The organism is Dryocola baronae, from assembly GCF_051297175.1.
Classification (GTDB): domain Bacteria; phylum Pseudomonadota; class Gammaproteobacteria; order Enterobacterales; family Enterobacteriaceae; genus Dryocola.
The window spans coordinates 4,267,191-4,293,947 of the sequence record NZ_JBINNY010000001.1 but is presented as its reverse complement, the minus strand read 5'-3'; the positions used below and the strand labels follow the sequence as shown (position 1 = coordinate 4,293,947).

21 protein-coding genes and 1 riboswitch are annotated in these 26,757 nt (G+C 57.2%); of the genes, 6 read left to right on the top strand and 15 right to left on the bottom strand.

Annotation, left to right across the window (positions count from 1 at the left end):
• Positions 1-2: 2 nt before the first annotated feature.
• Genes rsmA through lptD form a run of 4 tightly spaced genes read right to left on the bottom strand, consistent with a single transcriptional unit; the run spans position 3 to position 5,536 of the window.
• The gene (gene rsmA / locus ACSPHG_RS20270; RefSeq protein WP_435955279.1) at positions 3-827 is read right to left on the bottom strand and encodes a 16S rRNA (adenine(1518)-N(6)/adenine(1519)-N(6))-dimethyltransferase RsmA; all 825 of its coding nucleotides are present in this window, start codon (positions 825-827) and stop codon (positions 3-5) included.
• Complete coding sequence (gene pdxA / locus ACSPHG_RS20265; protein WP_435955278.1) at positions 824-1,813, bottom strand: 4-hydroxythreonine-4-phosphate dehydrogenase PdxA; 990 nt, start codon at positions 1,811-1,813, stop codon at positions 824-826. Before pdxA ends, rsmA begins: the two co-directional genes overlap by 4 nt.
• Complete coding sequence (gene surA / locus ACSPHG_RS20260) at positions 1,806-3,098, bottom strand: peptidylprolyl isomerase SurA (RefSeq protein WP_435955277.1); 1,293 nt, start codon at positions 3,096-3,098, stop codon at positions 1,806-1,808. The genes pdxA and surA overlap by 8 nt, the downstream gene beginning before the upstream one ends.
• Before the next feature lie 56 nt (positions 3,099-3,154).
• Positions 3,155-5,536 carry an LPS assembly protein LptD gene (gene lptD / locus ACSPHG_RS20255; protein WP_435955276.1) on the bottom strand — a complete coding sequence of 794 codons (2,382 nt, stop codon included), beginning with the start codon at positions 5,534-5,536 and terminating at the stop codon, positions 3,155-3,157.
• Between the two features lie 183 nt (positions 5,537-5,719).
• On the opposite strand from lptD, the gene djlA reads away from it, so the two are divergent.
• A complete protein-coding gene (gene djlA, locus ACSPHG_RS20250; protein ID WP_435955275.1) occupies positions 5,720-6,529 on the top strand; it encodes a co-chaperone DjlA in 810 nt (269 codons plus the stop codon).
• Between the two features lie 109 nt (positions 6,530-6,638).
• Here the strand turns inward: djlA and rluA are convergent, their stop codons facing one another.
• The 6 genes from rluA to araB form a co-directional block, all read right to left on the bottom strand.
• Positions 6,639-7,298 carry a bifunctional tRNA pseudouridine(32) synthase/23S rRNA pseudouridine(746) synthase RluA gene (gene rluA / locus ACSPHG_RS20245; protein ID WP_435955274.1) on the bottom strand — a complete coding sequence of 220 codons (660 nt, stop codon included), beginning with the start codon at positions 7,296-7,298 and terminating at the stop codon, positions 6,639-6,641.
• Positions 7,298-10,204 (bottom strand): RNA polymerase-associated protein RapA, encoded by a 2,907-nt coding sequence (gene rapA, locus ACSPHG_RS20240; RefSeq protein ID WP_435955273.1) that lies wholly within the window; start codon positions 10,202-10,204, stop codon positions 7,298-7,300. The genes rluA and rapA overlap by 1 nt, the downstream gene beginning before the upstream one ends.
• 268 nt (positions 10,205-10,472) lie before the next feature.
• On the bottom strand, positions 10,473-12,833 hold the full coding sequence (gene polB, locus ACSPHG_RS20235) for a DNA polymerase II (RefSeq protein ID WP_435955272.1): 2,361 nt from the start codon (positions 12,831-12,833) through the stop codon (positions 10,473-10,475).
• 75 nt (positions 12,834-12,908) lie between these two features.
• Positions 12,909-13,604 carry an L-ribulose-5-phosphate 4-epimerase gene (gene araD, locus ACSPHG_RS20230; protein ID WP_435955271.1) on the bottom strand — a complete coding sequence of 232 codons (696 nt, stop codon included), beginning with the start codon at positions 13,602-13,604 and terminating at the stop codon, positions 12,909-12,911.
• Between the two features lie 106 nt (positions 13,605-13,710).
• A complete protein-coding gene (gene araA / locus ACSPHG_RS20225; RefSeq protein WP_435955270.1) occupies positions 13,711-15,213 on the bottom strand; it encodes an L-arabinose isomerase in 1,503 nt (500 codons plus the stop codon).
• Between the two features lie 10 nt (positions 15,214-15,223).
• Positions 15,224-16,930 carry a ribulokinase gene (gene araB / locus ACSPHG_RS20220; protein ID WP_435955269.1) on the bottom strand — a complete coding sequence of 569 codons (1,707 nt, stop codon included), beginning with the start codon at positions 16,928-16,930 and terminating at the stop codon, positions 15,224-15,226.
• Between the two features lie 340 nt (positions 16,931-17,270).
• Between araB and araC the strand changes: the two genes are divergently transcribed.
• Together araC and ACSPHG_RS20210 are read left to right on the top strand one after the other, a co-directional pair.
• Complete coding sequence (araC, locus tag ACSPHG_RS20215) at positions 17,271-18,116, top strand: arabinose operon transcriptional regulator AraC (RefSeq protein ID WP_435955268.1); 846 nt, start codon at positions 17,271-17,273, stop codon at positions 18,114-18,116.
• Positions 18,117-18,203: 87 nt separating this feature from the next.
• Complete coding sequence (locus ACSPHG_RS20210; protein ID WP_435955267.1) at positions 18,204-18,977, top strand: DedA family protein; 774 nt, start codon at positions 18,204-18,206, stop codon at positions 18,975-18,977.
• On the opposite strand, the gene thiQ is transcribed toward ACSPHG_RS20210, so the two are convergent.
• The 4 genes from thiQ to sgrR form a co-directional block, all read right to left on the bottom strand.
• A complete protein-coding gene (gene thiQ, locus ACSPHG_RS20205) occupies positions 18,974-19,672 on the bottom strand; it encodes a thiamine ABC transporter ATP-binding protein ThiQ (protein WP_435955266.1) in 699 nt (232 codons plus the stop codon). The genes ACSPHG_RS20210 and thiQ overlap by 4 nt on opposite strands.
• A complete protein-coding gene (gene thiP, locus ACSPHG_RS20200) occupies positions 19,656-21,266 on the bottom strand; it encodes a thiamine/thiamine pyrophosphate ABC transporter permease ThiP (protein ID WP_435955264.1) in 1,611 nt (536 codons plus the stop codon). Before thiP ends, thiQ begins: the two co-directional genes overlap by 17 nt.
• Positions 21,242-22,225, bottom strand: a complete 984-nt coding sequence (gene thiB / locus ACSPHG_RS20195; RefSeq protein WP_435955263.1) for a thiamine ABC transporter substrate binding subunit — start codon at positions 22,223-22,225, stop codon at positions 21,242-21,244. Before thiB ends, thiP begins: the two co-directional genes overlap by 25 nt.
• 35 nt (positions 22,226-22,260) lie before the next feature.
• Positions 22,261-22,362: riboswitch (TPP riboswitch) on the bottom strand.
• A 35-nt stretch (positions 22,363-22,397) separates the two neighbouring features.
• A complete protein-coding gene (gene sgrR, locus ACSPHG_RS20190; protein WP_435955262.1) occupies positions 22,398-24,056 on the bottom strand; it encodes an HTH-type transcriptional regulator SgrR in 1,659 nt (552 codons plus the stop codon).
• Between the two features lie 88 nt (positions 24,057-24,144).
• Between sgrR and sgrT the strand changes: the two genes are divergently transcribed.
• The 3 genes from sgrT to ACSPHG_RS20175 all read left to right on the top strand — a co-directional run bounded on the left by sgrT (position 24,145) and on the right by ACSPHG_RS20175 (position 26,088).
• A complete protein-coding gene (sgrT, locus tag ACSPHG_RS20185) occupies positions 24,145-24,321 on the top strand; it encodes a glucose uptake inhibitor SgrT (protein ID WP_435955261.1) in 177 nt (58 codons plus the stop codon).
• 206 nt (positions 24,322-24,527) lie between these two features.
• Entirely contained in the window at positions 24,528-25,244 is a 717-nt protein-coding gene (locus ACSPHG_RS20180) for a YopT-type cysteine protease domain-containing protein (RefSeq protein WP_435955260.1), read from the top strand.
• A 142-nt stretch (positions 25,245-25,386) separates the two neighbouring features.
• Entirely contained in the window at positions 25,387-26,088 is a 702-nt protein-coding gene (locus ACSPHG_RS20175) for a YopT-type cysteine protease domain-containing protein (RefSeq protein ID WP_435955258.1), read from the top strand.
• A 52-nt stretch (positions 26,089-26,140) separates the two neighbouring features.
• Here ACSPHG_RS20175 and leuD read toward each other — a convergent pair whose 3' ends face one another.
• Positions 26,141-26,746 carry a 3-isopropylmalate dehydratase small subunit gene (leuD, locus tag ACSPHG_RS20170; RefSeq protein WP_435955256.1) on the bottom strand — a complete coding sequence of 202 codons (606 nt, stop codon included), beginning with the start codon at positions 26,744-26,746 and terminating at the stop codon, positions 26,141-26,143.
• Positions 26,747-26,757 lie beyond the last annotated feature (11 nt).

The window sequence follows — 26,757 nt, the reverse complement described above, 5'->3', positions numbered from 1 at the left end:
CGTTAACTCTCCTTCGGCTGCTCGGGGTGGTCAGCCAAATAGTTTGCCAGCTTGCAGTACTGGGCGACTGAGATGTTCTCAGCACGCAGGGTTGCATCGATACCCAGCTCCGCCATGACGTCTGCGCTGAATAGATGGCCAAGGCTGTTGCGAATCGTTTTGCGGCGTTTGTTAAACGCTTCGGTGGTGATGCGGCTCAGCACGCGCAGCTCTTTTACCGGGTGCGGAATCGCCGCATGCGGCACCAGGCGTACGACGGCGGAATCCACTTTTGGCGCTGGCGTAAAGGCCGTTGGCGGCACTTCCAGCACCGGGATCACGTTGCAGTAATATTGCGCCATGACTGATAAACGACCATACGCTTTACTGTTCGGCCCGGCAACCAGACGGTTCACCACTTCTTTTTGCAGCATGAAATGCATGTCCGCAATGGCATCAGTATAGCTAAAGAGATGGAACATCAACGGCGTAGAGATGTTATACGGCAGGTTGCCAAAAACGCGCAGCGGCTGGCCGATTTTTTTTGACAGCTCGCCGAAGTCCATGGTCATTGCATCCTGCTGATAAATCGTCAGCTTCGGGGCCAGGAACGGGTGCGTCTGCAGGCGGGCTGCCAGATCGCGGTCGAGCTCGATAACGGTCATTTCGTCCAGGCGTTCACCCACAGGCTCGGTTAATGCACCGAGGCCGGGGCCGATTTCAACCATCGCCTGGCCTTTCTGCGGATTAATAGCGGAGACAATACTGTCGATAACGAACTGGTCATTAAGGAAGTTTTGTCCAAAACGTTTGCGGGCAAGGTGGCCCTGGTGGACGCGAGTATTCATTGAGTATTCGTAATCATTTTGATGGCGAGATTAAGCGCCGTAATAAAACTGCCGACGTCGGCTTTGCCCTGGGCTGCAAGTTCAAGTGCGGTCCCGTGGTCAACCGAGGTGCGGATAAAAGGTAAGCCTAAGGTGATATTCACCGCACGACCAAAGCCCTGGTACTTCAATACCGGTAAACCCTGGTCGTGATACATCGCCAGTACCGCATCGGCGTGGTCGAGATACTTGGGCTGAAAGAGCGTATCAGCCGGTAGCGGGCCGGTGAGGTTCATCCCGCGCGCGCGCATCTCGTCGAGTACTGGAATAATCGTATCAATCTCTTCCATGCCCATATGTCCGCCTTCGCCCGCGTGGGGGTTCAGGCCGCATACCAGCACGTGAGGCTGCGCGATACCAAACTTGGTTTGCAGGTCATGATACAGGATGGAGATTATCTGGCGTAATAATTCTGGCGTGATGGCCTCACTAATCGCTTTTAACGGCAGATGAGTCGTAGCCAACGCGACGCGTAGCTCTTCGGTTGCCAGCATCATCACGACTTTTTCGCTGTGCGAGCGCTCTTCAAAGAATTCGGTATGGCCGATAAACGGGATACCGGCATCGTTGATGATGCCTTTATGTACCGGGCCGGTAACCAGCGCCGCAAATTCGCCGCTGATACAGCCATCGCAGGCGCGAGCCAGCATTTCGACAACATACGGGCTGTTGCGCACGTCCAGTTGGCCAGCAACCACGGGTGCTCGCAGCGCGACGGGTAGGATTGTCAGCGTGCCTGCTGCCTGCGGTGTCGCCGGAAGATGGGGCTGATAGGGCTGAAGCGTTAGCGGGAGGCCAAGCAGTGCTGCACGTTCGAGAAGTAGTTCGGGGGCTGCGCAGACGACCAGTTCAACGGGCCAGTCACGCTGCGCGAGCGCGACAACCAGGTCGGGACCAATCCCGGCAGGTTCGCCGGGAGTGAGGGTCACACGAGCGACATTAGCCATTGCTGCCGATTATCTTCACGTAGGCACTGGCGCGCTGTTCCTGCATCCAGGTCTGCGCTTCTTCCGAGAACTTACGGTTAAACAGCATGCGGTAGGCACGATCTTTCTGCGCCGCGTCGGTCTTATCGACTTTGCGGGTATCCAGCAGCTGAATTAAATGCCAGCCAAAGGATGAATGCACCGGGGTGCTGGTTTGGCCTTTGCTCAGTTTCATGATCGCATCACGGAATGCCGGATCGTAGATATCTGGAGACGCCCAACCCAAATCGCCGCCCTGGTTGGCAGAGCCCGGATCGTCGGAGAACTCTTTCGCCGCTTTCTCAAAGGTGGTTTTGCCACTTTTGATGTCTGCTGCGATCTGTTCAAGTTTCACGCGTGCCTGGTCGTCGGTCATGATAGGTGACGGCTTAAGCAGAATGTGGCGAGCATGCACTTCGGTAACGGAGATGCTCTGGCTCTGACCGCGCAGGTCGTTCACCTTCAGAATGTGGAAGCCGACGCCGGAACGAACGGGCCCAACAATCTCACCTTTTTTCGCGGTAGCAAGCGCCTGGGCAAAGATAGAAGGCAGTTCCTGAATTCGGCCCCAGCCCATCTGTCCGCCCTTCAGCGCCTGCTGGTCTGCCGAATAGGTGATGGCCAGCTTGCCGAAGTCAGCGCCGTTTTGCGCCTGAGAAACGATGTCACGCGCCTGTTTTTCAGCCTCGTCTACCTGGCCAGACGTTGGATTTTCCGGCAGGGGAATCAGGATGTGGCTCAGGTTCAGCTCGGTGCTGCTGTCGTTTTGACTGCCGACCTGCTGCGCCAGAGAATCGACTTCCTGCGGCAGAATGGTCACGCGACGGCGCACTTCGTTGTTACGCACTTCGGAGATCGTCATTTCTTTGCGGATCTGACTGCGGTACGTGTTGTAATTGATGCCGTCATAGGCCAGACGACTGCGCATCTGATCCATGCTCATTTTGTTCTGTGCGGCAATGTCAGCAATGGCTTTGTCGAGCTGATCGTCGGTGATTTTCACACCCATTTTCTGACCCATCTGAAGGACGATTTGGTCCATGATCAGACGTTCCAGAATCTGGTGACGCAGCGTGCTGTCATCTGGCAACTGCTGGCCCGCCTGCTGGGCGTTTAATTTTACCGACTGCATTAAGCCGTCGACATCGCTTTCGAGTACTACGCCGTTGTTCACAACGGCTGCTACTTTGTCGACCACTTGTGGCGCCGCGAAGGTGGTATTCGCCACGAGGGCGAAACCGAGAAGCAGCGTTCTCCAGTTCTTCATACTTTTTCCATTTTTACTTAGCCGCAAAGCGGATTACGTTTTCAAGTCAAAGTGAATTACATCGAGCTTTGATACGGCAGGATGTTAGAACGCAACATCTGCTGTGTGCCCAGACCGTAGTTAGAACTCAGGCCGCGTAACTCGATGTTAAAGCCGAATACGTTGTCGTATTTGCTCTGATTATCTTCCCAACCGTTAATTTTACGTTCGTAACCAACACGAATCGCATAACAGCAGGAGCTGTACTGCACCGCAAGCATGGAGTCTGCGGACTGCTGCGCGTTGGTATCGTAATAATACGCACCTACGACGGACCAGCGATCGACAATCGGCCAGCTTGCTGCCATACCCACCTGCGAGATGCCATCTTTGTACTGATCGGCATTGGTATTGATGCCGGGGATCGTTGCGCTGATGTATTCCGGGCTGGCATAACGGTAGTTCAACTGCACCATGCGGTCGGTATCGCGACGATATTCAATCGCGCCGTTGCCGGTTGCGACGTTATCGAGGCGAGTATCGTACTGCACGCCACCACGTAAGCCCCAGCGATCGGTCATGCGCCAGTAGGTATCACCCGCCCAAACAACTGAGCCGGTTTCATCACCTTTTTCGCTGTTGATCGTTTCATCACCGGTGCGCGACTTCGTGAAGTAGTAGATTTGACCTACGGATACGTTAAAACGTTCAATGGCGGCATCATCATAAATGCGAGAAGTTACGCCGGTAGTCACCTGGTTTGCGGAAGCAATACGGTCAAGACCGCCGTAGGTACGATCGCGGAACAGACCGTTATAGTCTGACTGCAGCAGGGCTGAGTCGTAGTTATTGATATTGCTTTGGTCTTTGTACGGCACGTAGAGGTACTGCGCGCGCGGTTCAAGCGTTTGCGTCCAGCCTGCGGCGGAGTCCATATCACGATCGAAGATCAGCTTACCGTCCATTTTGAACTGCGGCAGGGTACGGTTAACGGTGCCATCCAGCTTGTTGGCGCTGGCGAGGTTAGTCGCATTCCCTTTGACGTAGTTACGATATTCGTCGAGGTTCGTCTGCTGATAGTGCGTCGCCATGACTTTGGCTTCGGTGTTCAGGCTTGCCCAACCGTTGGATAACGGCAGGCTGATGGTTGGCTCAACGTGCAGACGCGTGGCTTCCGGCAGGTTTTCGTTGACGTTGGTGAACTTCACCGCCTGGCCGTAAATACGCGTGTCGAACGGGCCGACGTCATTCTGGTAGTAGTTGACGTCAAGCTGCGGTTCGGCGCGGTAGGAGTTCCTGGTGCGCTGTGAGTCAAAGACCTGGAACTGCTTGGTCGAAAGCGTTGCATCGAAGTTTTGAACTGCGTAACCAACGCTAAATTTCTGGGTGGCGTAGCCGTCGGTGCTTGACCCGTACTGCGAGGTAAAGTCGTTAAAATACTTATCGTCGCTGACTTTGGTGTAGTCGGCGTTGAAGCGCCACACCTGGTCCATTACGCCGCTGTGGTTCCAGTAGAACAACCAGCGACGATCGCTGTCGCCCGGCTGTACGCCAGATTCGCTTTTGTATTCATCGTCAGAAGGCAAGTAGTCGAATTCCATGATGCCCGCACCCGCCTTGGTCAGGTAACGGAATTCGTTCTGCCATTGGATGCCGCCACGCTTATCAATATAGTGCGGCGTGATGGTGGCATCAAAGTTGGGGGCGATGTTCCAGTAGTACGGAAGCGAGAACTCAAAATAGTTCGTCGTGCTGTATTTGGCGCTTGGGATCAGGAAACCAGAGCGGCGCTTGTCGCCGATCGGCAGCTGCAAATAGGGGCTATAAAACACCGGTACCGGGCCCAGCTTGAAGCGGGCGTTCCAGATTTCAGCCACTTCTTCCTGGCGGTCCTGAATCACCGTGCTGCCAACGACGCTCCAGGTATTTGAACCCGGTAGACAGGAGGTGAACGAGCCGTTATCAAGGATGGTGTAGCGGTTATTGCCACGCTGTTTCATTACGTCGGCTTTGCCACGGCCCTGCCTGTCGACCATCTGGTAGTCGCCTTCCCAGACGTTGGTATCCTTGGTATTGAGGTTGGACCACGCTTTCGGACCTTTCAGGATGACCTGATTATCGTCGTAATGCACATTACCGAGAGCGTCTACCGTGCGTACAGGATCCGCCTGGCCTTCAACCTGCTTTTGGTGCAGTTGAACTTCATCAGACTGCAGGCGGCTATTACCTTGCTGAATGTCCACATTACCGGTAAAGACCGCGTTCTCAGGGTAATTTCCTTTTGCGTGGTCAGCAGTAATCGTAACCGGTAGGTTATTAGTGTCGCCTTCGATCAGGGGGCGGTTGTAGCTGGGCACGCCAAGCATACACTGCGAGGCAAGATCGGCAGCCAGACCTTGTTGGCTATAAAGCGCTGAGCCAATCAGGGTGGCCAGCAAGGTGGGAATACGTTTTTTCATACGTGTTATTCGTTGTTCCATCATCAATGGCTTAGCGTCGGCAAACGGTCAGAGACTAACTTACTCATCACCACAGCGCTAGTGTTAATCCTGCCCGTTCAGCAGTCTGCCGTTAGGCACCGCTATCAATGACGGGTATGATAAAGCAAATTCTAGCCGACAGCATGACGATTTGGGGAGTATATGCAGTATTGGGGAAAAGTACTCGGTGTCGCAATAGCACTTATTTTAGGCGGTGGCTTCTGGGGCGTGGTGTTAGGACTGCTGATTGGTCATTCAATCGACAAGATGCGCAGCCGCCGCAGCGCGTGGTTTTCGAACCAGCAGCAGCGTCAGTCGCTGTTTTTCAGCACCACCTTTGAAGTGATGGGGCATCTCACCAAATCGAAAGGTCGTGTCTCCGAAGCGGATATTCAGATCGCGTCACTGCTGATGGACCGTATGCAGCTGCACGGCACAGCGAGAAGTGCGGCACAGAACGCCTTCCGCATCGGGAAAGAGAACGGTTACCCGCTGCGTGAGAAAATGCGCCAGCTGCGCAGCGTCTGCTTTGGCCGCTTCGATCTGATTAGGATGTTTCTGGAAATCCAAATCCAGGCGGCGTATGCCGACGGCTCGCTGCATCCCAACGAGCGCCAGGTGCTGTACGTAATTGCCGAAGAGTTAGGCATCTCGCGCATGCAGTTCGACCAGTTCCTGCACATGATGGAAGGCGGTCAGCAGTTCGGCGGCGGTTACAATCAGTCGCAGGGCGGCGGCTTCCAGCAGCAGCGCGGCCCAACGCTTGAGGATGCCTGCAACGTGCTTGGCGTGAAAAGCGATGACGATCCGACGGTTATCAAGCGCGCCTACCGCAAATTAATGAGCGAGCATCACCCCGACAAGCTGGTCGCCAAAGGCCTGCCGCCGGAAATGATGCAGATGGCGAAGCAAAAAGCCCAGGAAATCCAGAAAGCCTACGATTTGATTAAAACGGCGAAAGGGTTCAAATAACCCAGGGTTAAGCAAAGAAAGCGGTGGATGGCGCATGCGCTTATCCACCCTACAATCCTAAACAACGTAGGTCGGGTAAGGCGAAGCCGCCACCCGACAATTACGGGCATCAGAAATCCGCAGGCGCCTTAAAGGTCATCGGCGTCCCGTAAGCGGGATGGGTGATGGTCAGCATCTCCGCATGCAGCTGCAAACGTGGCGCCATTGCCAGCGCTTCCGGCGTCGCGTAAAAACGATCGCCAAGAATTGGATGGCCCAGCGCCTGCATATGCACGCGCAGCTGGTGCGAACGGCCGGTGATCGGTTTGAGCAGAATGCGGGCGGTGTTATCCGCCGCATACTCCAGCACCTGATATTCCGTCTGCGCCGACTTGCCGGTTTCATGACACACCTTCTGCATCGGCCGGTTTGGCCAGTCGCAAATCAGCGGTAAATCCACCAGGCCTTCTTCCGGCTGAGGATGGCCCCAAACCCGCGCCACATACTGCTTCTTCGGCTCACGCTCGCGAAACTGACGCTTCAGCTCGCGCTCTGCCGCCTTGGTCAGCGCCACGGCGATAACGCCGCTGGTTGCCATGTCCAGACGGTGCACCGATTCTGCCTGCGGGAAGTCGCGCTGGATGCGCGTCATCACGCTGTCTTTATGCTCCTCAAGACGCCCCGGCACGGACAGCAGCCCCGAAGGCTTGTTGACCACCATAATGTGGTCATCCTGATAAAGGATGACCAGCCAGGGATCCTGTGGCGGGTTATAGGGTTCCATAATCATTACTGGTGCGTCACAACGATCAGACGCAGCGCATCCAGTCGCCAGTTCGCCTGCGCGAGGCTTTCCAGCACCTGCAGACGGTTGATTTCGATGGCTTCCAGCTCGTCATCGCGAATGTTGGGGTTAACGGCCTTCAGGGCCTCAAGGCGCGACAGTTCCGCGCTCAGCTTCTCGTCTGCCTCTTCGCGCGCCGCTTTGATCAGCACCTGGGCCGCTTCTTCAACCTTCTGTTCTGCCAACTGCAAGATAGCGTGAACGTCTGGCTGAACCGCGTTGACCAGTTTGCTGCCGGTGTGGCGGTTAACGGCGCTAAGCTGGCGGTTAAAGCTTTCGAACTCCACCTGCGCGGCGAGGTTGGTGCCGTTTTTGTCCACCAGCATACGAACCGGCGTTGGCGGCAGGAAGCGGTTGAGCTGCAGCTGCTTCGGCGCTTTCGCTTCAACCACGTACACCAGCTCAACGAGCAGCGTGCCGACGGGCAGCGCTTTGTTCTTCAGCAGCGACAGCGCGCAGCTGCCGGTATCGCCGGAAAGAATCAAATCCAGACCGTTGCGGATGATTGGGTGTTCCCAGGTCACGAACTGCGCGTCTTCGCGGGAAAGGGCGACGTCGCGCTCGAAGGTAATGGTGCAGCCATCTTCGGGCAGGCCAGGGAAATCCGGCACCAGCATATGATCGGACGGCGTCAGCACGACCATGTTATCGCCGCGGTCGTCCTGGTTAATACCGACGATATCAAACAGGTTCATGGCGAAGTTCACCAGGCCGGTATCGTTATCCTGCTCGGAAATCGCCTGCGCCAGCGCCTGGGATTTTTCGCCGCCGTTGGAGTGGATCTCCAGCAGGCGGTCGCGGCCCTGCTCAAGCTGCAGCTTCAGCGCGTCATGCTGTTCGCGGCAATGCTTGATCAGCGTCTCGAAGCCGTCAGTGTTTTCCGGCGCGGCGAGGTACTCGATAAGCTGCGTGTAGACGTTATCGTAGATCGCGCGGCCCGTCGGGCAGGTGTGCTCGAAGGCATCCAGCCCTTCGTGGAACCACTGCACCAGCACGGACTGGGCGGTTTTTTCCAGATAAGGCACGTGAATCTGAATATCGTGCGCTTGGCCGATACGGTCCAGACGGCCAATACGCTGCTCCAGCAGATCCGGGTTAAACGGCAGGTCGAACATCACCAGGTTGCTGGCAAACTGGAAGTTACGGCCCTCTGAGCCGATTTCCGAGCACAGCAGCACCTGCGCGCCGGTGTCTTCTTCCGCAAACCAGGCGGCGGCGCGGTCGCGTTCAATGATCGACATGCCTTCGTGGAACACGGCGGCGCGGATGCCTTCGCGCTCGCGCAGAACCTGCTCAAGCTGCAGAGCGGTAGCGGCCTTGGCGCAAATCACCAGCACTTTGTGGGAGCGGTGACTGGTCAGGTAGCCCATCAGCCATTCGACGCGCGGATCGAAGTTCCACCAGGTGCCGGAATCGCCTTCAAACTCCTGATAAATCTGCTCCGGATAGAGCATATCGCGGGCGCGGTCTTCAACCGATTTGCGCGCGCTCATAATGCCGGAGACTTTGATCGCCGTCTGATACTGCGTTGGCAGCGGCAGGCGAATGGTATGCAGCTCGCGTTTCGGGAAGCCTTTTACGCCGTTACGGGTGTTACGGAACAGCACGCGGCTGGTGCCGTGGCGGTCCATCAGCATGGAAATCAGCTCCTGGCGCGCGGCGTCGCTGCCGTCGCGATCGCTGTTTGCGGTTTGCAGCAGCGGCTCGATATCCTGCTCACCGATAAGCTCGCCCAGGGCGTTCAGCTGATCGTTGGTCAGCGGGTTACCGGCCAGCAGCAGGGCAACGGCGTCCGCAACCGGGCGGTAATTTTGCTGTTCTTCAACGAACTGCTCGAAGTCGTGGAAACGGCTCGGGTCCAGCAGGCGCAGGCGCGCGAAGTGGCTTTCCATCCCCAGCTGTTCTGGTGTAGCGGTCAGCAGTAGCACGCCCGGCACGCGCTCGGCGAGCTGTTCGATGGCCTGATATTCACGGCTTGGCGCGTCTTCGCTCCACACCAGGTGGTGAGCTTCGTCGACCACCATCAGATCCCACTCGGCGTCGCACAGGTGCTCAAGGCGCTGCTTGCTGCGGCGCACGAAGTCCAGCGAGCAGATAACCAGCTGTTCGGTTTCGAACGGGTTATCGCTGTCGTGCTGGGCTTCGGCGTAGCGTTCGTCGTCGAACAGGGCAAAGCGCAGGTTAAAGCGGCGCAGCATTTCCACCAGCCACTGGTGTTGCAGCGTTTCTGGCACCACGATTAGCACGCGTTCGGCGCTGCCGGCCAGCAGCTGCTGGTGCAGGATCATCCCGGCTTCGATGGTTTTACCCAGGCCAACCTCGTCCGCCAGCAGCACGCGCGGCGCATGGCGGCGACCCACGTCGTGGGCGATATTCAGCTGGTGCGGGATGAGGCTGGTGCGCATGCCGCGCAGGCCGCTCCACGGCTGACGATACTGTTCGCTCTGGTATTTGCGGGCGCGATAGCGCAGGGCAAAACGATCCATGCGGTCAATCTGACCGGCAAACAGACGGTCCTGCGGCTTGCTGAACACCAGCTTGCTGTCGAGGAACACTTCGCGCAGCATCGCGTTGGCTTCTTCGGTGTCCAGACGGGTGCCGATATAGGCTAGCAAGCCATTTTCTTCTTTAACTTCATCAACTTTGAGTTGCCAGCCTTCATGGCTGGTGACGGTGTCGCCCGGATTAAACATCACGCGGGTAATAGGCGAGTCGTTTCTGGCGTACAGGCGATTTTCACCGGTGGCAGGGAAAAGCAGGGTTACCATTCGTGGGTCTAAAGCAACGACGGTTCCAAGTCCCAGTTCGCTTTCGGTATCGCTGATCCAACGTTGACCAAGTGTAAAAGGCATAAGATTTCGGCTCTATTTTCAGTGACTAAGATATGCAGGCAATAGCATAACCACCGCGCACAAAGTGGGGCGGTAGTTCAAAAGTAGATGTCTGGGTGTTTCAGGAGGGCGCTATGGTACTGGAAGGCAACGCGTTCGTCACCTACTCGTCATACTTCAAGTTGCAGGGGCGTTGGCGGCACTCCCTCACCCCGGTCACTTACCTAAGTAAGCTCCTGGAGATTCTCTCCCTTGCCGCCCACCCGCAACTCGAATTATTTAGAGGATGTCAAAATAGCCCCAGTTGCCCAGTCATCAGTGTAGCAAAGTCATCCTCCAGGAAAGGTAAAATTCCTTCCGCCACCGGCTGGAGCTGGCGCGTAAGGTAATGGTCGTAATCAAGCGGCGACTGCTGGTAGTCCACGGGTTCCGGGCCGCCTAGCGTCATAACGTATTTGATGGTCCCGCGATTCTGATACTGCGCGGGCCGCCCCAGGCGCTGATTATGCTCGTCCGCAAGCCTCGCGGCGCGCACGTGCGGCGGAACGTTCTTCTGATATTCACTCAGCGGCCGACGCAGCCTTTTGCGGTACACCAGCTGGGCGTCCAGCTCGCCCGCCATCAGGCTGGCGATCGTTTCGCGGATGTAATCCTGATACGGCTCGTTGCGGAAGATCTTCAGATACAGCGCCTGCTGAAACTGCTGGGCAAGCGGCGTCCAGTCGGTGCGCACCGTTTCCAGCCCCTTAAAGACCATGCGCTGCTTATCCCCTTCCTGGATCATCCCCGCGTAGCGCTTCTTGCTGCCTTCAACCGTGCCGCGAATGGTGGGCATCAGGAAGCGGCAGAAATGGGATTCGTATTCGATTTCAAGCGCGCTGGTGATTTGCTGCGTTTCCTGCAAATGCTGCGTCCACCAGCTGTTCACGTGGGCCACGAGCCGTTTGCCGATACGCTCCGCGTCTTCCTCCGAATGGGCCTTTTTCAGCCAGACGAAGGTTGAGTCGGTATCGCCGTAAATCACGTCGAAGCCCTGAGATTCGATAAGCTCCTTGGTTTTCAGCATGATCTGGTGCCCGCGCATGGTGATCGACGAGGCGAGGCGAGGATCGAAGAAGCGGCAGGCGCTGGTGCCCAGCACGCCGTAAAAGGCGTTCATAATGATCTTCAGCGCCTGGGAAAGCGGCTTGTTGCCGTGGCGCTTTGCCTCGTCGCGGCCGTGCCAGATCTGGCTGACGATCTCCGGCAGGCAGTGCGTGGTTCTGGAAAAATACGCGCCGATAAAGCCTTCCACCGCGTGTTCGGCATCGGGCTGCGCCATGCCTTCAACCAGGCCAACCGGGTCAATCAGAAAGGTGCGGATGATCGACGGGTACAGGCTTTTGTAGTCGAGCACCAGCACGGAGTCGTACAGGCCGGGGCGCGAATCCATTACATAGCCGCCCGGGCTTGCCTGCGGCGGAATTTCGCCGAGGTTTGGCGCAACGTAACCGGCGCGGTGCATGCGTGGAATATAAAGGTACCCAAACGCCGCGACCGAGCCGCCGTGCCTGTCGAGGGGCAGGCCGTTAACCGTGGCGCGTTCCAGCAGGAACGGCATCAGCTCGGTTTTGTGGAAAATTCTCGTCACCAGCTCGCAGTCTTTGAGGTTGTACTTCGCAAGCGCGGGCTTGTCCTCGGCAAAACGGCGGTTAATCTCGTCCATTCTGTCCCACGGGTTGTCTATCGATTTCCCTTCCCCGAGCAGCTCGCGTGAAACCGCCTCCAGCGCAAACGATGAGAAATTCCAGAAGGCCGACTTCAGCGCGTCGATGCCGTCGATGATGACGCGCCCGGCGGCCTGCGCGAAGAAAACGCCCTGTTTAAAACCGTGCTCGCGCCATTCCAGCAGGCTGCTTTCGCGCCCGAGGCGCAGCGGCACCTGATAGCGGTCCGCCATTTTTTGCAGCACCCGTAGGTCGAACTGAACCACGTTCCAGCCGATCAGCACGTCGGGATCGTGCTGCACAAACCAGGCGTTAAGCTTTTCAATCAGCAGCGGGCGGCTGGCGACGTATTCGAGGGTAAAGTCCAGGCCGCGGGCGTCGCCGTTTTCCGGCCCGAGCATATAGACGATGCGCTGCCCGCAGCCTTCAAGCCCGATGCAGTATAGCTCGCCGTGGCGGTTGGTTTCGATATCCAGCGACACCCATTTCAGCGGCGGGCGGTACTCCGGCGCGGGCTTGAGCCTGGTTTCAGCTATCACGCCGCTGCCGTCTTCGCCGCTAAACCAGACGGGCGCGGTGATAAAGCGCTCCATCAAAAAACGTTCCGGCGGGCGGATATCGGCTTCATAAACCGTGACGCCACCGTCGCGCAGCAGCTTTTCCATGCGCATGAGCTGGCGGTGCTGGCGGCAGTACAGCCCGCAGACGGGCTGGCGATGGAAATCTTTCAGGGAAAGGGGCGTTAGCCGATACTGGCTTTCGTTGGCTAACAGGCGCGCGGCCTGGGCCTGCTGCTGCTGGGGAATGAACGCGACGGATTCCTGGTACGGCAGGCGCACTTTAACCGGGCCATCGTCCGTTGCCAGCCAGAAATCAACTTCGGTACCACGTGGGGTGTCGCGCCAGTGACGCGTGAGCAGAAACCCCTGACGAGCTTGCGACACGCTACATTCTCATAAAGGAAAAGTGGTCTGATTATAGACCACTTCGCCGTTAATTACTGCTTTTATGTACAGTGCTTATTGGCCGTAATAGGCCTTCGCGCCGTGCTTGCGCAGGTAGTGCTTGTCGAGCAGGGTCTGCTGCATGTCCGGAAGTTCCGGCGCCAGCTGGCGGCAGAAGATGCCCATATAGGCGACTTCTTCCAGCACGATGGCGTTATGAACCGCATCCAGCGGATCTTTCCCCCACGCAAACGGGCCGTGGGAATGCACCAGCACGCCGGGCATTTGCAGCGCGTCGATGCCGCGTTCCGCAAAGGTTTTGACGATCACCTCGCCGGTTTGCCATTCGTAGTCGCCGTTTATCTCTTCATCGGTCATTTTGCGGGTGCAGGGAATGGAGCCGTAGAAATAGTCGGCGTGGGTGGTGCCGGTGGCGGGGATGGACTGCCCGGCCTGCGCCCAGATGGTGGCATGGCGGGAATGGGTGTGGACAATGCCGCCGATGTGCGGGAAGTGCTGGTACAGCAGCCGGTGGGTTGGAGTATCGGAAGACGGTTTTTTAGTGCCTTCAACAACTTCGCCCGTTTCCAGGCTTACCACCACCATATCTTCAGCGGTCATAACGCCGTAATCCACGCCCGACGGCTTGATGATCAGCACGCCGCGTTCGCGATCCACCGCGCTGACGTTGCCCCAGGTCAGGGTAACAAGATGGTGCTGCGGCAGTGCCAGGTTGGCTTCGAGCACCTGGCGTTTGAGATCTTCTAACATGTTGAATCCTTAGCCTGAAGGCCACCCTCACCCTAACCCTCTCCTGGGAGAGGGGACAAAATCCGCCCTCGCCTGGGGGAGAGGGTCGGGGTGAGGGCGATACCCATTAGCGTTTAAAGCCGTAATAAACCTCGTTCCAGCGCAGGGCGTCCTTGAACGCGGGCAGACGGGTTTCGTTATCGATAACCGTAAGCTCGATGCCGTGCAGCTCGGCGAACAGGCGCATATCGTCAAGCGTCAGGGACTGGCTGAAGACGGTGTGGTGCGCGCCGCCCGCCAGAATCCAGGCTTCGGAGGCGGTTGGCAGATCCGGCTGGGCCTTCCACAGCGCGTTGGCGACAGGCAGCTTCGGCAACTGGTGCGGAGCTTCAACCGCATCAACGCAGTTGACCAGCAGGCGGAAGCGATCGCCAAGATCGATAAGGCTGGCGTTCACCGCCGGGCCGGTTTTAGTGGAGAAGATCAGGCGCGCGGGATCCGCTTTGCCGCCGATGCCGAGGTGTTGAACGTCGAGGATCGGTTTTTCCGCGGTCGCAATCGTCGGGCACACTTCCAGCATGTGCGAGCCGAGCACCATGTCGTTACCGTTTTCAAAGTTGTAGGTGTAGTCCTCCATAAAGGAGGTGCCGCCCGCAAGGCCGCTGGACATCACCTTCATAATGCGAAGCAGGGCGGCGGTTTTCCAGTCGCCTTCCCCCGCAAAGCCGTAGCCCTGCTGCATCAGGCGCTGTACGGCAAGGCCCGGAAGCTGCTTCAGGCCGTGCAGATCTTCAAAGGTGGTGGTGAACGCGTGGAACCCGCCGTCTTCGAGGAAGCGCTTCATGCCAAGTTCGATGCGCGCGGCGTCCAGCACGTTCTGTCGCTTGTCGCCGTTGAGCTGCGCGGCCGGCGTCAGGCGGTAGCTGCTTTCATATTCATCCACTAACGCGCTCACGTCGCCATCGCTCACCGCGTTGACTACCGCAACCAAATCGCCCACGGCGTAGGTATTTACCGCGAAGCCGAACTTCATCTGCGCCGCGACTTTGTCGCCGTCGGTGACCGCCACTTCACGCATGTTGTCGCCGAAACGCACCACTTTTAGCTGACGGGTATCCTGCTTAGAAACGGCCTGACGCATCCACGCACCGATACGCTTGTGCGCCTGCGGATCCTGCCAGTGGCCGGTGACTACGGTGTGCTGCTGGCGCATACGGGCACCGATAAACCCGAACTCGCGGCCGCCGTGCGCGGTCTGGTTCAGGTTCATGAAGTCCATGTCGATGGTGCCCCACGGGATCTGCGCGTTGAACTGGGTGTGGAACTGCAGCAGCGGCTTGGTCAGAATACTCAGGCCGTTAATCCACATTTTGGCCGGTGAGAAGGTGTGCAGCCAGACCACCATCCCGGCGCACCTGTCGTTGTAGCTGGCGTCGCGGCAGATAGCGGTGATTTCGTCTGGCGTCGTTCCCAGCGGCTTAAGCACCATCTTGCACGGCAGGCGGGCTTCTTTATTCAGCTCGTTCACCACCTTTTCGGCATTCTGCGTCACCTGGCGTAGCGTTTCCGGGCCGTAGAGATGCTGGCTGCCAATTACAAACCACACTTCATACTGTTCAAAAATGTTCATCGTCATGTCCTTAATGGGAAGTCGCGGCCCGTTGGGCGGGCGCTGCCGCTACAGGGGCTGAAGGGAGATAATGGTGTTCCGCGCTGGTGGCCCACTGCTGGTAGCGGCGATAAAGCTGCTCGAAGCGCTCAGCACGTTGCGGATTCGGTTCAAGGGTGCTTTCGATCTGGCTTGCCATCGCCTGCTGGGCCTGCGAAATATTCGTGTGCTGGCCCGCCGCCACGGCGGCAAAAATGGCAGCGCCGAGCGCGCAGCACTGATCGGAGGCGACGATTTGCAGCGGCCGGTTCAGCACATCGCAGCACACCTGCATGATGACCGGTGATTTACGGGCGATGCCGCCCAGCGCCATCACGTTGGTCACCGGAATACCCTGCTCGGTGAAGCATTCCATAATGGCGCGCGCGCCAAAGGCGGTGGCGGCAATCAGCCCGCCGAACAGCGCGGGGGCGTCGGTTGCCAGATTCAAATCGGTAATCACGCCTTTCAGGCGCTGGTTGGCATTCGGCGTGCGGCGGCCGTTGAACCAGTCGAGCACCACCGGCAGATGTTCAAGGGAGGGGTTTTTGGCCCAGGCTTCGGTCAGCGCGGGCAGCAGCTGTTTTTTGCTGGCGTTGATTTGGCTGCGCAGCTCCGGGTGCGCACACGCAAGCTGCTCAAGCGGCCAGCCGAGCACGCGGCCAAACCAGGCGTAGATATCGCCAAAGGCGGACTGCCCCGCCTCCAGGCCAATAAAATCTGGGATCACGCTGCCGTCGACCTGGCCGCAGATGCCTTTTACCGCGCGGTCGCCCACGGTGGGCTTGTCGGCAATCAGGATATCGCAGGTGGAAGTGCCGATGACTTTGACCAGCGTGTTCGGCTGCGCCCCGGCGCCCACGGCCCCCATATGGCAGTCAAACGCGCCGCCGGAAATCACCACGCTTTGCGGCAGGCCCAGGCGTTCCGCCCATTCGGCGGAAAGATTGCCGACCGGAATGTCCGCCGTCCAGGTTTCGCTGAACATCGGGTACTCAAGATGCTGGTTGATGATCGGGTCGAGCTCGTCGAAGAAGGCGGCGGGAGGCAGGCCGCCCCAGTCCTCGTGCCACAGAGATTTGTGGCCTGCGCTACAGCGCCCGCGGCGAATGTCCTGTGGGTGGGTGGTGCCGGAAAGCAGGGCGGGAACCCAGTCGCACAGTTCGATCCACGAGACTGCAGCTTGGGCAACCTGCGGATCGGCGCGGGTGACGTGCAGGATTTTGGCCCAGAACCACTCGCTGGAATAAATGCCGCCGATGTAGCGCGAATAATCGTTTTTGCCGGGCTGATGGCACAGGCGGGTAATGGCCTCGGCTTCTTCAACCGAGGTGTGGTCTTTCCACAGCACGAACATGGCGTTCGGGTTGTCGGCGAATTCAGGGGTGAGGGCCAGCACGCGGCCGTTGGCGTCTATCGGCGCGGGCGTTGAGCCGGTGCTGTCTACGCCAATGCCGCAAATGGCGGCGCGCTGTTGCGGGCTAAGCTCTGCCAGCACGGTTTTCAGCGCCTGCTCCATTGAATCAATATAGTCCTGCGGATGGTGGCGGAACTGGTTGTTGGGCGCGTCGCAGTAGCGGCCTTCCTGCCAGCGCCGATACCATTCAACGCTCGTGGCCAGTTCGGCCCCGTTCTCACAATCCACCGCTAAGGCGCGCACAGAATCGCTGCCAAAATCGAGGCCCAGCGCAATCGACATTTTCTCACTCCACGGGTAATCATTCATGCAGTGAACAGTAGGTTTTGCAGAAAAAAAACGTCAGGTCGTAATCGCTGTAGTTATGGAGAATATTGCTGTGGCATCGTGAAATGTGACGCTCCGCAAATATTCGATGTGGACTTTTCTGCCGTCGTTATAGACACTTTGGTTGTCATCACAAAAGCCTGTGGTTGCCGCTTAAAAAGCGTAGGTGCTTATCGGTTACGGCTTTATGATAAAAATCAGCCTGTTCGCTTAGATGCCGTTGAGGGGGATAAGACGTTAAGCATGGATATGGACAAATTGTTTCTGTTGATCCCTTTTAAGAGCGAGCGTGACGATGCCTGAACTGCAAAACGATCCCCTGTTACCCGGCTACTCCTTTAACGCTCATCTGGTGGCGGGATTAACGCCCATTGAGGCGCTGGGGCCGCTCGATTTTTTCATCGACCGGCCGCTGGGCATGAAGGGCTATATCCTCAACCTCACCGTGCGCGGCGAGGGGGTTATCAACAACCAGGGGAAAAACTACGTGTGCCGCCCCGGCGACATGCTGCTGTTTCCGCCGGGCGAGGTGCACCACTACGGGCGCGCGCCGGAAAGCAAAGAGTGGTATCACCAGTGGGTTTATTTCCGCCCGCGCGCCTACTGGCAGGAGTGGCTAAACTGGGAGCCGATTTTCGCCCACACAGGTTTTTATCGCCCGGACGACGCCCATCAGGCAGGCTTTTCGCAACTTTTTCAGCAGATTATCGACGCCGGGCAGGCGCAGGGGCGCTACGCCGAACTGCTGGCGATTAATCTGCTGGAACAGCTTCTGCTGCGCCGCATGGAGGTGCTAAGCGCCTCGCTCAATCCGCCGCTCGATAACCGCGTGCGGGACGCCTGCCAGTACATCAGCGACCACCTTGCCGATAGCCATTTTGATATCGCAAGCGTGGCGCAGCACGTCTGCCTGTCGCCGTCGCGCCTGTCGCACCTTTTCCGCCAGCAGCTCGGCGTCAGCGTTTTGAGCTGGCGCGAAGATCAGCGCATCAGCCAGGCGAAGCTGCTGCTCAGCACCACGCGGATGCCGATTGCAAGCGTTGGGCGCAACGTGGGCTTTGAGGATCAGCTCTACTTTTCGCGGGTTTTCAAAAAGTGTACCGGGGCAAGCCCGAGCGAGTTTCGTGCGGGCTGTGAATAACCGCTATTATTGATTCATACAAATGATGCCTTGACGGTTGTCTGCCCACTCAGGAGAATCGCCCACTCGTTTCTCGACGGATGCTTTATGGAAGCTTTGCTGGAACACTTTATTACTCAGTCCGTGGCGTATTCGCTCCTCGCGGTGATGCTGGTGGCCTTTCTCGAGTCGCTGGCGCTGGTCGGGCTGATTCTGCCGGGCACGGTCATGATGGCGGGCTTAGGCGCGCTTATCGGCAGCGGTCAGGTGGATTTCTATCAGGCGTGGGGCGCGGGGATTATCGGCTGCCTGCTCGGCGACTGGATCTCGTTCTGGCTTGGGCGACGCTTTAAAGGGCCGCTGCACCGCTGGTCGTTTATGAAGAAAAACAAGGCGCTGCTGGATAAAACCGAGCACGCGCTGCACCGGCACAGCATGTTCACGATTCTCATCGGGCGCTTTGTCGGCCCTACGCGTCCGCTGGTACCGATGGTGGCGGGGATGCTCGACCTGCCGCTGGCGAAGTTTATCGTTCCCAATATTATCGGCTGCCTGTTCTGGCCGCCGCTCTACTTTATGCCCGGCATTCTGGCCGGTGCGGCCATCGACATTCCGGCGGATATGCAAAGCAGCAGCTTTAAGTGGCTCCTGCTGGGCGTAGCGTTGCTGATCTGGGTGGCGGCGTGGCTGTGCTGGCGCTGGTGGCGCAGCGGCAAGTCCGGCACCGACAGTCTGACGAGTTTTCTGCCGCGCGGGCGTCTGCACTGGCTTGCTCCCGCCATGCTGGTGGTGGCAATCGGCAGCTTCGTGGCGTTACAGATGCACCCGTTGATGCCTATCTACCTGAAAATTCTCTGGAAGGTGTTAACCGGCCAGCACTAGCCGGTAATGCCGAGCAGCGACGAGGCGCTCGCTTCGCCGCTCAGCAACGTGGCCGTATCGCCATCCCAAAAGATGCGGCCATCCACCACGACTAAGCTTCTTGGCGCGATGCGCGCCGCGTCCTCAATGCTGTGGGAAACCATCAGCAGCGTGAGCTGTTGCCGTTTGCAAAGCTCGTCAAGCAGCTGCAGCATCTCCTGGCGCAGCGCCGGATCGAGGGCGGAAAAAGGCTCGTCGAGCAGCAAAACCGGCTGTTTGCGGACCAGGCAACGCGCCAGGGCGACGCGCTGCCGCTGCCCGCCGGAAAGCTGCGACGGCAGCCTGTCCAGCAGGTCGCCAATCGCCATCTGCCCGGCGATGGTTTCCAGCCGCGCCAGCTGGTCCTGATTCAGCTTCAGCCCCGGGTGCATGCCCAGGCCGATATTCTGCCGTACCGTCAGGTGCGTGAAGAGGTTGTTTTCCTGAAACAGCATGGAGACCGGGCGCCGCGCGGGGGCGCTGTGGGTATGGTCTTCGCCATCCAGCATGATTTCCCCCTGGGCGGGCTTCAGAAAACCGGCGATCAGGCTTAGCAGGGTGCTTTTCCCGGCACCGCTCGGCCCAAGAATGGCGACGCGTTCGCCCGCCGCCACGTTGAGCGAAAAGCGCATCGGCAGGTGATGATAGAGCCAGGTTACATTAGTCAGCGTTAGCATGGCGTCCCGGTAGTTTTTCAATCAGGGTGAACAGAGCAAAGCAAAGCGTCAGCAGGATGAGCGCGGTCACCGCGCCGTCCTGGCTGCGGTACGAACCAATCTGCTGGTAGAGATAGAACGGCAGGGTGCGGAAATCCTCGTTGCCAAACAGCGCCACCACGCCGAAATCGCCAATAGACAGCACGCAGGCAAACGCCAGCGCCTGGGCAAGCGGGATTTTCAGCGCCCGCAGCTCGATGAAACGCAGGCGGTTTAGCCCTTTAATATCCAGCGACCGGCACAGCCTGCCGTAGCGCTCAGCCGCGTCCAGCATCGGGTTTTCCAGCACCTTCAGCGCGTAGGGGATAGCCATCAGCGCGTTGGTGAAGATCACGATGCCGTCGGCAGACTGCGGCAGGCCGACGGTATTGTTGAGCAGCAGGAAGAAGCCCGTCGCCAGCACGATGCCCGGCATAGCGAGGATCAGCATGCCGCTCAGCTCCAGCGCCTGGCCTGCGAAGGCGTGGCTGCGCAGCCGCAGTTCGCGCGAGCTCCACAGCAGCATCATGGTTAGCGTTACGCAAATAATACCGGCGGCAACGGCGATGCGCAGCGAGGTGAAAAGCGCCTGCCAGAGGATTGGCTGCGACACCACGCTGCGAAATCCGCTATTGACGCCATCAATAATGACGGCCAGCAGCGGGGGCAGCAGCAGCAGTAGGGCAAGGGCGATAAACAGGCCGTCGCACAGCCTGCGGCGCAGGTTGTCCTGACGGTCGCGCCAGCCCTGCACCTGGCTTACGCCTACCGGAATCGCTTTGCCCAGGCGCTGGCTCAGCAGCACCAAGCCCAGACAGCAGATCATCTGGATAATGGCGAGGAGCGCCGCGCGGGCAGGGTCGTAATCGAAGCTCAGCGCCTGGAAGATCGCCAGTTCGATGGTGGTCGCCTGCGGCCCGCCGCCGAGCGATAGCACCGTTGCGAAGCTTGCGAAGCAGAGCATGAATATCAGCGCGGCGGCAGGCAGAATCTGGCGGCGCAGCCACGGCCACTCTACGAAGCGGAAGAAGTTCCAGCCGCGCATGCCGAGCTGGGCGGCAAGCTGGCGTTGTTCGCCGGGGATGCTCTCCAGCGCCTGGAGCAGCAGGCGGGTCGCCATCGGCATATTAAAGAAGATGTGCGCCAGCAGAATGCCCTGCAGGCCGTACGGCGAAAACGTCCACTCCACGCCGAACCACGCGCACAGTGAGGCGATCCAGCCAACGCGGCCATAAACGGTCAGAATGCCGAAGACGGCGACTAAAACCGGCAGCACCAGCGTCATCGCGCACAGGCGCAGCAGCGCAAGGCGGCCGGGGAAGCGGCGACGGTAGAGCGCGCGGGCGAGGAAAATGGCTGGGAGAACGGAAAGCAAGGCGGAAAGAAACGCCTGCCAGAACGAGAAGCGCAGCACGTGCCACAGATAGCTGTCCTGCAGCAGGGCGCGGATATCGGTCTGCGGCGCGTTAAACCACAGCGACAGAAAAGCCGTCAGGGCTACCGCCACCACAAGCATGGCGGCGAACAGCCCTGGGAACAGCCAGCCTGGTATTAGCGGCTGGTGGCGCGAAGCCATGCGCTAATCCAGCCGGCACGATGTTCAGCAACCTGCTGCGGTGTGAACTCCAGCGCGGTCTGCGGTTTAGGAAGCGTGCTGAAGCCTTCCGGGAGCTTCACCTCGGCAACCGGGTACATCCAGTTGCCGGTTGGAACGGTATTCTGGAAACCCGGCGTGGTGATGAATTTCATGAATTTCTCAGCCAGCTCCGGCTGCCTGCTTGCCGCCAGACGACCGGCGACTTCAACCTGCAGGTAGTGCCCCTCGCTGAAATCCGCCGCCGCGTAGTTATCTTTCTTCTCTTCGATAATGTGATAGGCCGGGGAGGTGGTGTAGCTCAGCACCAGGTCGGCTTCGCCTTTTAAGAACAGACCGTAGGCCTCTGACCAGCCTTTCGTGACGGTAACGGTTTTGCCCGCCAGCTTCTGCCAGGCTTCGGGTGCTTTATCGCCGTAGACTTTTTGCATCCACAGCAGCAGGCCAAGGCCCGGCGTGCTGGTGCGCGGGTCTTGATAAATCACTTTCCATTTCTGGTCGCTATCAACCATCTCTTTCAGGCTTTTCGGCGGATTTTTGAGTTTGTTTTTATCGTAGACGAAGGCGAAGTAGCCGTAGTCGAACGGCACAAATGTATCGTTCTTCCAGCCGCCGGGGATTTTCAGGGCGCTGGCGTCAACGTTGCTCGGCGCGAAGAGTTTGGTCTGCGACGCGGCTTCCAGAAGATTATTGTCCAGCCCCAGCACCACGTCGGCCTTGCTGTTTTTACCTTCCATGCGCAGGCGGTTGAGCAGCGATACGCCGTCTTCCAGCGCCACAAATTTCAGCTCGCAGCTACAGTCGGCTTCGAAGGCTTTTTTTACCGCAGGCCCGGGGCCCCAGTCAGCGGCAAAGGAGTCATAGGTATAGACGGTCAGCAGGGGTTTTGCGAAAGCGGGGGCTGCAATAAGAACCAGCAGCGGCAGTAATTTCTTGAACACTTTGCACCTCTTAAATTAGGGGTGGCAAAGGACTTTGAGCGGTGAGCCTCAAATCCCTTCGCCGGCGTTATCCGGATCAGGTTCGACGGGTATTATCTCAGCGCGGACAAAAAGTCCTGGCACCCCGTTGAGCACGCAACATTGTAATGATTCTGTGAACGTTCCGAAAGAACTATGGTTCCGGCGGCGCAAACCAGGCGGATTTGAAGTCAAACCAGCCGAGGGTGTTCATGCGCACGCCGCGCATGCTGCGCTGGCCTTCAATGCGCAGCCAGTGGTGGATCAGCGGGATAATGTCGTCGCGATCGAGCATTTGCTTGCACCATTCCGGCAGCGCCAGCGTTTTACTGTGCCAGCGGCGGGCGTCGCCCTCCCAGTCAATCGGCATGCATTTTTGAATCAGCGGCACTTCGTAGAGCTGGGCGAACAGCGAATATTCCAGCGGCAGGGTGAAGTTGACGCTGTTAAGCCAGATATCGCTTTCCACGTCGCCCTGGTGCCACTCATCGTAGCTAATTTCCTGAATGATGAGCTTTACGCCCTGCTTCGCCAGCAGCTCGCTCATGATACTGCTGATGACCCGGTGTTCTACGTGGTCGCGATAATAGGTGAGGGTGATGCTCTCAAGCCCCGCGGGTTTAGCTACCAACGGCCCGGTGCGTGAATGGTGCCAGCGCGGGAGCAGGCCATAGGCCGGGAACCAGTACTGCTGATACTGTTCCGCCGCGCTGTAGATAAGGTTGACGGGGGACAGAACATGCCCGACCCACTGCCGAACGCCCGTGTGGGCACCGAGCCCCGAACGGCTGTCGAACAGCAGGTAGTAACACCCTTCTTCCGGGCGGCTTTCCACCGCCTTTTCGCTGTCCGGCATGCCCTGTAGCTGCACGCCGCAGCTCGACTCTTCGCCTACCTCCGGCAAAACCCAGAAGTTAACCTCATCGATAAGCGCCCGGAACCCGAAGTAATCGTCGAAGGCGTGGATTTTTAGCTGGTTGCGGTTGTTGCGGGCGACAGAGTAGGGGCCGGTACCGACCGGCTGGCTGGCGAAATCCGCCATCGTCGTCCATTCACGCGGCAGAATCATGGCGTTGACGCTGCCCAGCAGCCAGGGTAGCCAGTCGTCCGGCTGGCTGAGATGAATATCCAGCGTCCAGGTGGTCGGCGAGGCGATCTGCGAGATATGTGCGAACAGCGGCAGGGCGTTGATGCGCTGCAGCGAGGTGATGATATCCAGCATGTCCAGCTCGCGGCCGTGGTGAAAATGGATGCCGGGGCGAAGGTAGAAGCGCCAGTGTAAAGGGGAAATTTGCTGCCAGTGGTGGGCGATATCCGCTTCCAGTTCCCCATTTTCCTCATTTATACGCGTCAGGCCGCTGAAAATCTGCCGGGCGATATGCGTTTCAGACCGGCGCAGCGCGGAGCCGGGCAGCAGGTTTAGCAGTGGGCGGTAATAGAGCACGCGCAGGATGTGGCGGCCCTGGCGGAAGCTGCGGCCGAGGTGGGAAATAAGCATTTGGCGGACGGCGGCCTTGTCGCCGACAATTTGCACCAGCTGATCGATGCGATCCTGCTCAAGAAGATCCTCGGCCCGCTGCTGCTGGAGGGCAAGCCCGGTGTATAAGAATTCGAGCTGCGAACGCTTGCCGCGCCCGGCTTCCGCCTTCCAGCTAAGCCAGCCCTTTTCCTGCATCGCGTTGAGCAGCGTACGCATGTGGCGGCGCGAACAGTTGAGCAGTTCGGCCAGATCGTTGAGCGTGGTTTCCTGCGGCTTTCCGTCACAGCACTGCCACAGACGAATGAACTGCTGTTGTAAACGACCGGATGACATAAAAGAGGAACTCCAGGCAGAAACTCATCAATTTAACTTTCCCTATATTACGCCAATAATCATCAACGATGAAAGCGAGGAGGGGCATATGAAACGGTCATCACCTGTTGAGTTTTACCAAGATTACTTTGCCGCGACGCAGTTCGTGAAAACGAAAGGCGTGGGTGCCGGATGGCTGGCTCGCCTGACGGCTGGGCAACGTTTGAGGATGCTCGAAGACTTAATGCAGTGGGAGGTTACGACCCCGACGGCCGTGAGCGACTAAATCGCCTTCATCACGTGTGACTGAGTATTGGTGCTTTTCACCAGCCAGCAGATTATCTGCTGGCTTTTTTACGTTCTAAATATTGATATGGCAAATAATATATTTGTGAGTATATCTTTAAATAGTGGCTGAATGTTTTTTCTGGCAAGGCGCGGGGCTTTTTTTTATTATCAGAGATTAATCTTAAAGAAATGGAGTTTTTTAATATGACACCTCTATTAAATATAAGAAATTTATATATTTCATTCCTGGAAAAAAATCAAAGTCCAGGTGTTTGCATGGGCCTTTGCCTGACGTGGCTGGGTGATATTTTGAAAGACCGACCGAACGAGCAGTCGGGCGGCTGGCTTTCAAACTGGTTTTACTCAACAGCAAAACAGACGCCTGCTTCTAAGGCCTTATTGCCTTCTGAGGCAGCGCGTTTGACTCAGCTTTTTGAACGCGCATTCAGGAAGCATAATAATTATATAAAACGTTATCAGGAACAAAAGGACGGCGGGTTCAGCCAGCTGACTTATGATGAAGTCACAATAAATCATAAGAACCAACTCCAGTTAGAAAGGGAGCGTGCGTCTGGCATTCCGGGTTTGACGTATCACTCTAGTAAATATAATAACTTTATGTTTTACAGGGGGCTGGATACCTATAACGATAAGGATATTTTAACGGGGGTTATTATTACTTTTAAACTTAGGCTGGCTCCTGGCGGTGCCTATGCAGGCCACGCCGTGGCGGCATTTCGCGTTGATGAATTCGAAACGTTATTCTTTGATCCTAATTTTGGCTTGTTTAAAACATGTACAAAATACCCAATGATGGAAATAATTTCTCACCTCAAAAGACAGTATATTGAAGCAACTCCAAGAACAGAAATTAGAGTATCAAGACGATTAATTAAAAATGTAAATTATTCAATGGCTTGATTTTTTACGATTGGATATTCCCGGTTCGTCTTTATCGTTTGTGATTGACATGTATGCGCTTTTTCAGTCGGAAAGGATTTTGTTGATAATAAAAATGCTTTTATTATTCATGCCTAATATTAAATAAAAGGAACTTTTGAGTATGCTGCCCCTTTTGAATACAAGGAATTTATATAAATCCTATCTTGATGAGCATAACAGCCGTGGTGTTTGCATGGGGCTTTGCCTGACATGGCTGGGAGATATTTTAAAAGCACGGCCGGAAGAGAAGCCAAAAGGCTGGCTTGCGAGCTGGTTTTATTCTTCTCCGCAACAAACTCCCGCTATGAAAGCCTTGTTGCCTTCAGAGTCGGCTCGTTTAATTCAGCTTTTTGAACGCGCGTTCAGGAAGCAGGTTAATTATAAGAAACGCTATAGTGAATATAGAACGGGACGCAAGTGTAAATTAACTCATGATGAAATCATGGTAAATTACAAGAATGAACATGAGCTAGAAAAAGAGACGATTTCCGGCGTTCCGGGGCTGGTTTACCGTTCTATCCCCCGTAGCCATTTCATTTTATGCAAAGGGGTGGATGACTTAAACAATAAGGATACGTTAACGGGAGTTATCATTACGTTTAAGTTTATACACACCTCTGGCAAGCAGGGGGCGCACGCCGTGGCGGCGTTTCGTATAGCCGAGCACGACACGTTATTCCTCGAGCCCAACTATGGTTTATTCAGAGCGGACACCCAGTATCCGATGATGGAAATTAATGATTTCCTTGAGAGAAAATATAAAAATATCACTCCAACAAAGGAAATTATCATATCAAGGAAGCTAAATAACGCTTTAAGATGATGTTTAGAAATGTGCAGGGCGGGGAACCCTCAACACTCCCCGCCCTAAAGCATTAGCGCATAAACGCCGGTTGTTTCTGCTCGTAGCTTGAGATAGCGCCTTCGTGCTGCAGCGTCAGGCCGATGCTGTCCAGCCCTTCCAGCATGCAGTGGCGGCGGAAGGTATCGATATTAAACGAATAGGTTTTGTCGCCCGCCTGTACGGTTTGCGCTTCCAGGTCGACGACAAACTTAACGCCCGGGTTTGCCGCAACCACTTTGAACAGCTCGTCGACTTCTTCTTCACTAAGCGTAACCGGCAGCAGCTGGTTGTTGAACGAGTTGCCATAGAAGATATCGGCGAAGCTAGGCGCGATCACCACTTTGAAGCCGTAATCCGTCAATGCCCACGGCGCGTGCTCGCGAGAGGAGCCGCAGCCGAAGTTTTCGCGCGCCAGCAGGATAGAGGCACCTTTAAACTCCGGGAAGTTCAGCACGAAATCTGGGTTTGGCTGCTGGCCGCCGTCGTCCAGAAAACGCCAGTCGTTGAACAGGTGCGCGCCAAAGCCGGTGCGCGTTACCTTCTGCAAAAATTGCTTGGGTATGATGGCGTCGGTATCGACGTTTGCAGCATCCAGCGGAACGACCAGGCCGGTATGTTGGATAAATTTCTCTGCCATGGTGTTTTCCC

What these genes read in the sequence shown, in the direction of transcription:
- thiP (WP_435955264.1), bottom strand. Translation starts at nt 21,266, where the DNA reads ATGGCTTCGCGCCACCAGCCGCTAATACCAGGCTGGCTGTTCCCAGGG.
- pdxA (WP_435955278.1), bottom strand. Translation starts at nt 1,813, where the DNA reads ATGGCTAATGTCGCTCGTGTGACCCTCACTCCCGGCGAACCTGCCGGG.
- ACSPHG_RS20175 (WP_435955258.1), top strand. Translation starts at nt 25,387, where the DNA reads ATGCTGCCCCTTTTGAATACAAGGAATTTATATAAATCCTATCTTGAT.
- rluA (WP_435955274.1), bottom strand. Translation starts at nt 7,298, where the DNA reads ATGATTATGGAACCCTATAACCCGCCACAGGATCCCTGGCTGGTCATC.
- rsmA (WP_435955279.1), bottom strand. Translation starts at nt 827, where the DNA reads ATGAATACTCGCGTCCACCAGGGCCACCTTGCCCGCAAACGTTTTGGA.
- djlA (WP_435955275.1), top strand. Translation starts at nt 5,720, where the DNA reads ATGCAGTATTGGGGAAAAGTACTCGGTGTCGCAATAGCACTTATTTTA.
- araC (WP_435955268.1), top strand. Translation starts at nt 17,271, where the DNA reads ATGCCTGAACTGCAAAACGATCCCCTGTTACCCGGCTACTCCTTTAAC.
- sgrR (WP_435955262.1), bottom strand. Translation starts at nt 24,056, where the DNA reads ATGTCATCCGGTCGTTTACAACAGCAGTTCATTCGTCTGTGGCAGTGC.
- thiQ (WP_435955266.1), bottom strand. Translation starts at nt 19,672, where the DNA reads ATGCTAACGCTGACTAATGTAACCTGGCTCTATCATCACCTGCCGATG.
- leuD (WP_435955256.1), bottom strand. Translation starts at nt 26,746, where the DNA reads ATGGCAGAGAAATTTATCCAACATACCGGCCTGGTCGTTCCGCTGGAT.
- lptD (WP_435955276.1), bottom strand. Translation starts at nt 5,536, where the DNA reads ATGAAAAAACGTATTCCCACCTTGCTGGCCACCCTGATTGGCTCAGCG.
- ACSPHG_RS20180 (WP_435955260.1), top strand. Translation starts at nt 24,528, where the DNA reads ATGACACCTCTATTAAATATAAGAAATTTATATATTTCATTCCTGGAA.
- araD (WP_435955271.1), bottom strand. Translation starts at nt 13,604, where the DNA reads ATGTTAGAAGATCTCAAACGCCAGGTGCTCGAAGCCAACCTGGCACTG.
- ACSPHG_RS20210 (WP_435955267.1), top strand. Translation starts at nt 18,204, where the DNA reads ATGGAAGCTTTGCTGGAACACTTTATTACTCAGTCCGTGGCGTATTCG.
- surA (WP_435955277.1), bottom strand. Translation starts at nt 3,098, where the DNA reads ATGAAGAACTGGAGAACGCTGCTTCTCGGTTTCGCCCTCGTGGCGAAT.
- sgrT (WP_435955261.1), top strand. Translation starts at nt 24,145, where the DNA reads ATGAAACGGTCATCACCTGTTGAGTTTTACCAAGATTACTTTGCCGCG.
- araA (WP_435955270.1), bottom strand. Translation starts at nt 15,213, where the DNA reads ATGAACATTTTTGAACAGTATGAAGTGTGGTTTGTAATTGGCAGCCAG.
- araB (WP_435955269.1), bottom strand. Translation starts at nt 16,930, where the DNA reads ATGTCGATTGCGCTGGGCCTCGATTTTGGCAGCGATTCTGTGCGCGCC.
- rapA (WP_435955273.1), bottom strand. Translation starts at nt 10,204, where the DNA reads ATGCCTTTTACACTTGGTCAACGTTGGATCAGCGATACCGAAAGCGAA.